The organism is Kitasatospora sp. NPDC050543 (genome assembly GCF_044457565.1).
GTDB lineage: Bacteria > Actinomycetota > Actinomycetes > Streptomycetales > Streptomycetaceae > Kitasatospora.
Window position 1 is genome coordinate 1 of sequence record NZ_JBITGZ010000082.1, and the last position, 3992, is coordinate 3992.

1 protein-coding gene and 2 pseudogenes are annotated in these 3992 nt (G+C 70.3%); all 3 read right to left on the reverse strand.

Annotated features, from left to right (window positions below; all coding sequences use genetic code 11):
• Window positions 1-82 (reverse strand): annotated as a pseudogene (locus tag ACIBH3_RS35795) (roadblock/LC7 domain-containing protein); the annotation flags it as partial.
• 10 nt (window positions 83-92) lie between these two features.
• A complete protein-coding gene (locus ACIBH3_RS35800; RefSeq protein ID WP_396316299.1) occupies window positions 93-3557 on the reverse strand; it encodes a nitrate- and nitrite sensing domain-containing protein in 3465 nt (1154 codons plus the stop codon).
• A gap of 350 nt (window positions 3558-3907) precedes the next feature.
• Window positions 3908-3992 (reverse strand): annotated as a pseudogene (locus ACIBH3_RS35805) (ATP-binding protein); the annotation flags it as partial.

A 3992-nucleotide genomic window follows, 5' to 3' on the forward strand; every position in this document is an offset into this window, starting at 1 on the left:
CCACCACTGTGTGGGACACCCCGGGGGTGTTGTCCACGAAATTGGTGATCAGCCAGTTCAGGTTCTGTGCGGCCTGGCTCATCTGACTCAACTCATCGCTCCTGGTGGTTCGAGCCGCCGAAGAGATCGGTGCTGCGGTTGTGCTGTCCGTTGCCGGACCGGTCTGCCTGGTCGGGGTCGATCCGGAAGCTTCCGGTCGCACCGGAACCGCCGGTCGCACTGCGCCCCTGCTCGACGCCGCGGCGCAGGTTGGTGAGTCGGCCGCGGACCTCCTCGGGGGTGCGGGAGACCTGCGGTCCGTCCTGCGGGGTCGGCTTGGCGTTGCCGGCCACCAGGTTCTGCTTGGGCACGCGGCGCGGCAGCCCGGAGGGCGTCACACCGCCGGCGGCCGGCTCGCGCAGCTGCTCGGCGCGCTGCCAGTTGCCGTCGTTGGGCGACTGCCAGTCCGCGGAGGGCTGGCCGGTCGGGCCGGTCGGGCCGTAGCCGCCGAGCGCCGACACCTCGTGGCCGCGCGACTCGGCGTCGCCCGAGGAGGTGTCCTTGGCGCCGGTGAACCAGTTCGGGGTCTCACCGGTGTCCTGGGCGCCGATCGGGCGGGTGCCCATGCCCGCGGACCCGCCGCCGGCCAGCTGCTGGCCGGGGCGGCGCTGGGGCAGCCCGGAGGCCAGCGTGTTGCTCTCGGCGGGCGGCAGCGCGGCGGGCTCGGCGCCGTACGGGTGGCCGGCCGGGGTCTCCTCGCGGGCCGGGAGGCCATTGTCGCGGTAGGAGCCGTCCTGGTAGCCGTCGTAGCTCTGGCCGCCGTACTGGTCGTCCTGGTAGCCGTACTGGCCGTCCTGGTAACCCTGGCCGTCGTACTGCTGGCCGTTGTACTGGTCGTCCTGGTAGCCCTGGCCGTCGTAGCCCTGCGGGCCGTACGGCTGCTGGTACTGGCCGTACTGGTCGTCCTGGTAGCCGTACTGCTCCTGGCCCTGGGCGGGCCGGCCGTACGGGTCCTGGTCGCCGTACTGGCCGCCCTGGTAGGACTCCTCGCCGTACTGGCCGTCCTGGTAGCCGTCGCCGGCCTCGCCGTCGCTCTGCTGGGCGTCCGCGGCCGGGCCGGCCTCCAGCGCGGCGAGCCGGCGCTGCTGGTCCAGCCGCTGGGAGCGCTGCACGGACTCCAGCGCGGGGCTGAAGCCGCTGTTGCCGGTGTTGCCGGTCAGGTGGTCGTCGAAGCCGAGCTCGGCGGCGCTGCGCGCCCGGCCCTGGCCGTCGGCGGCCCAGGCGGACTGGGGCTCCTGGTCGGGGAAGATCCGGGAGACGGTGAACTGCTCCTCCGGCTCCGGTATGGAGGCCAGCTGGGTCAGTGCCTGCGGGAGCATCACCAGCGAGGTGGTGCCGGCCGACTCGCCGGAGGGGCGCAGCTGGACGCGGATGTCGTGTCGCTGGGACAGCCGGCCGACCACGAACAGGCCCATGCGGCGGGAGATGGTGGCGTCGACGGTCGGCGGCTCGGCCAGCTTCTCGTTGATCTCGGCGAAGTCCTCGGCGGTGAGGCCGATGCCCTTGTCGTGGATCTCGACCAGCACTCGGCCGTCCGGCAGGCGGGTGGCGTTGACCAGCACCCGGGTCTGCGGGCTGGAGAACGAGGTGGCGTTCTCCAGCAGCTCGGCGAGGAGGTGGACGAGGTCGGTCACGGCCGCGCCGATGACCTCGGCCTCGGGGATGCCGGAGAGCTCGACGCGCTCGTACTGCTCCACCTCGGAGGCGGCGGCGCGCAGCACGTCGACCAGCGGCACGGGGGTGTTCCAGCGGCGGCCGGCCTCCTCGCCCGCGAGGACGAGCAGGTTCTCACCGTTGCGGCGCATACGGGTCGCGAGGTGGTCCAGCTTGAAGAGGTTCTCCAGCTGGTCCGGGTCGGCCTCGTTGTTCTCCAGGTCGGTGATCAGCGCCAGCTGGCGCTGGATGAGGCCCTGGCTGCGGCGCGACAGGTTGGTGAAGATCGCGTTGACGTTCCCTCGCAGCAGTGCCTGCTCGGCGGCCAGCGAGACCGCCTGCCGGTGCACCTGGTCGAAGGCCCGGGCGACCTCACCGATCTCGTCCTTGCCCCAGAGCGGGATCTGGGAGACGGAGGTGTCCACCCGGTCGGGGTCGGTCTTGGAGAGCTTCTCGACCAGGTCCGGGAGACGGTGGTTGGCGATCTCCAGCGCGGCGCTGTTCAGGGTGCGCATACCGAGGATCATCGAGCGGGCGATGAAGCCGGTGAGCAGACCGGCCAGGGCCAGCGCGGCGATCACGATGACGGAGTTGAGGATGGCGTCGGTCTGGGCGCGCGACTTGAGCTCCGCCGCGTCGCCGACGACCTGGTCGAGCAGGGTGGTCTCGGTGGTCCGCAGCGCGTTCATGCTGGAGGCGGTGGCCTGCAGCCAGTTGTCCTTGTTGAGGCCCGACTCCTCGGCCTCCCTGGCGGCGGCGTCGGCGACGGCCTTGCCCTTGCTGAAGCCCTCGGCGGCGGCCTGGCTGTAGGCCATCCCGATGTTCATCAGGCCCTGCATGGTGGGCGGGGTGCCGTTGGGCATCTTGAACGCGCCGTGCTGGTCGGCGTTGGCCTGGGCGACCAGGGCGTCCGAGAAGACCTTGGCGTCCTCGGGGGCGCTGCCGGTGGTGAACTCGGCGACCGCGGTCTGCTCCAGCTTGGCCGACACCAGCAGCTGCTGGATCAGGTCGGTGTTCTCGAAGCGGGTCGTGGCGCCGACCTTGACGCCGACGAGCAGGCTGAGCATCAGCGAACGCTGGGTGGAGGCGGAGGCCTTGCCCAGCGAGATGGCGTAGATGGCGCGGCCCTTGCTGGTGACGCTGGAGCTGCCGAAGCCGACCGAGTTGTCGTAGGCCAGCAGCGGGGCGAGGATCACCGAGTACGCGGAGGGCGTGGCGCTGGCGAACAGCTCCGGCTTGTAGGCGTTGTCGCGCAGGTGCGGCAGCACGCGCATCAGGCTCTGGACGGCGTCGTTGCGGTGCTGGAGCAGCGGGTCGTCGGGGATCCTGGAGTAGGCGGCCTGGTATCCCTTCAGCGCCTCGTCGGTCTTGCCGCGCCAGTTGGCGACGTCGTTGTTCGGATCCTGCTTGGTCATCAGCGGGATCAGCGTGAAGTCGCGCTCCTTCTCGAGCGCGTCCGCGAGCGCGGTGGCCGCGCGGGCCAGCTCGGCGGTCTTCTCGGCGCGGTCGGCCTTGACGTAGTCGTCGAAGGACGAGTTGACGCGCAGGCCGCCGAAGACCAGGCCGATGATGACCGGGATCAGCAGGATGGCCACCAGGCGGGTGGGCACACGCCAGTTCCGCGGGGCGAGGAAGTCGTACTTCCCGTTCGAGGCCTTGCCGGGTATGGGCGCCGGCTTGGCGCCTGGCTTGGCTCCGGAGGGTGCGCCGCCGGGCGGTGTGGTGGGCCCGCCGAGGGCGGCGGTGGGCCGTTCCTCGGTGGGTGTGAACGCGGAGAAACCTGCCGCGTCCTTGGCGCTACCGTTCGGCTCGCTGTGGCGGGGCTCGGAGCGCCGCTGCGGGGTGACTGGCTGCTTACGCCTCACTCGACAACAACCTCTCGGCCGACTGGCGGCCATGGATCAATTCAGCGCTACCCCGGCAGTCAGCTCGCTGCGGGCTGGAACTGCCGAACACGACTATGGGGTTGCTGGAATTTCAACACGTGCAGGGATTGGGGACAAACAGCTCTTGGTGAGCATCCGGAGCGGAGCAATCCGGACATTTAGCGACAGTCTGGGGTGAAACTAAGGCTTGGTGGCGCTATGTGACGCTGATCGACTACAGATCGTCACAGTCGATCACCAAATGCCTACCGAACTGTTATGTGCCGCTTATGAGCGGTTGTGCCGATGCCCGCCCTGCTCCCCCGGGGGGTGCATGGACGGGCATCGGGTCAGCGCAGTCGGGCGAGGAGTGCGTGTTCGACGAGGGTGATGAGGGCGCTTTTGGCGCTGTCGCGGCGTCGGGCGTCGAGGGCG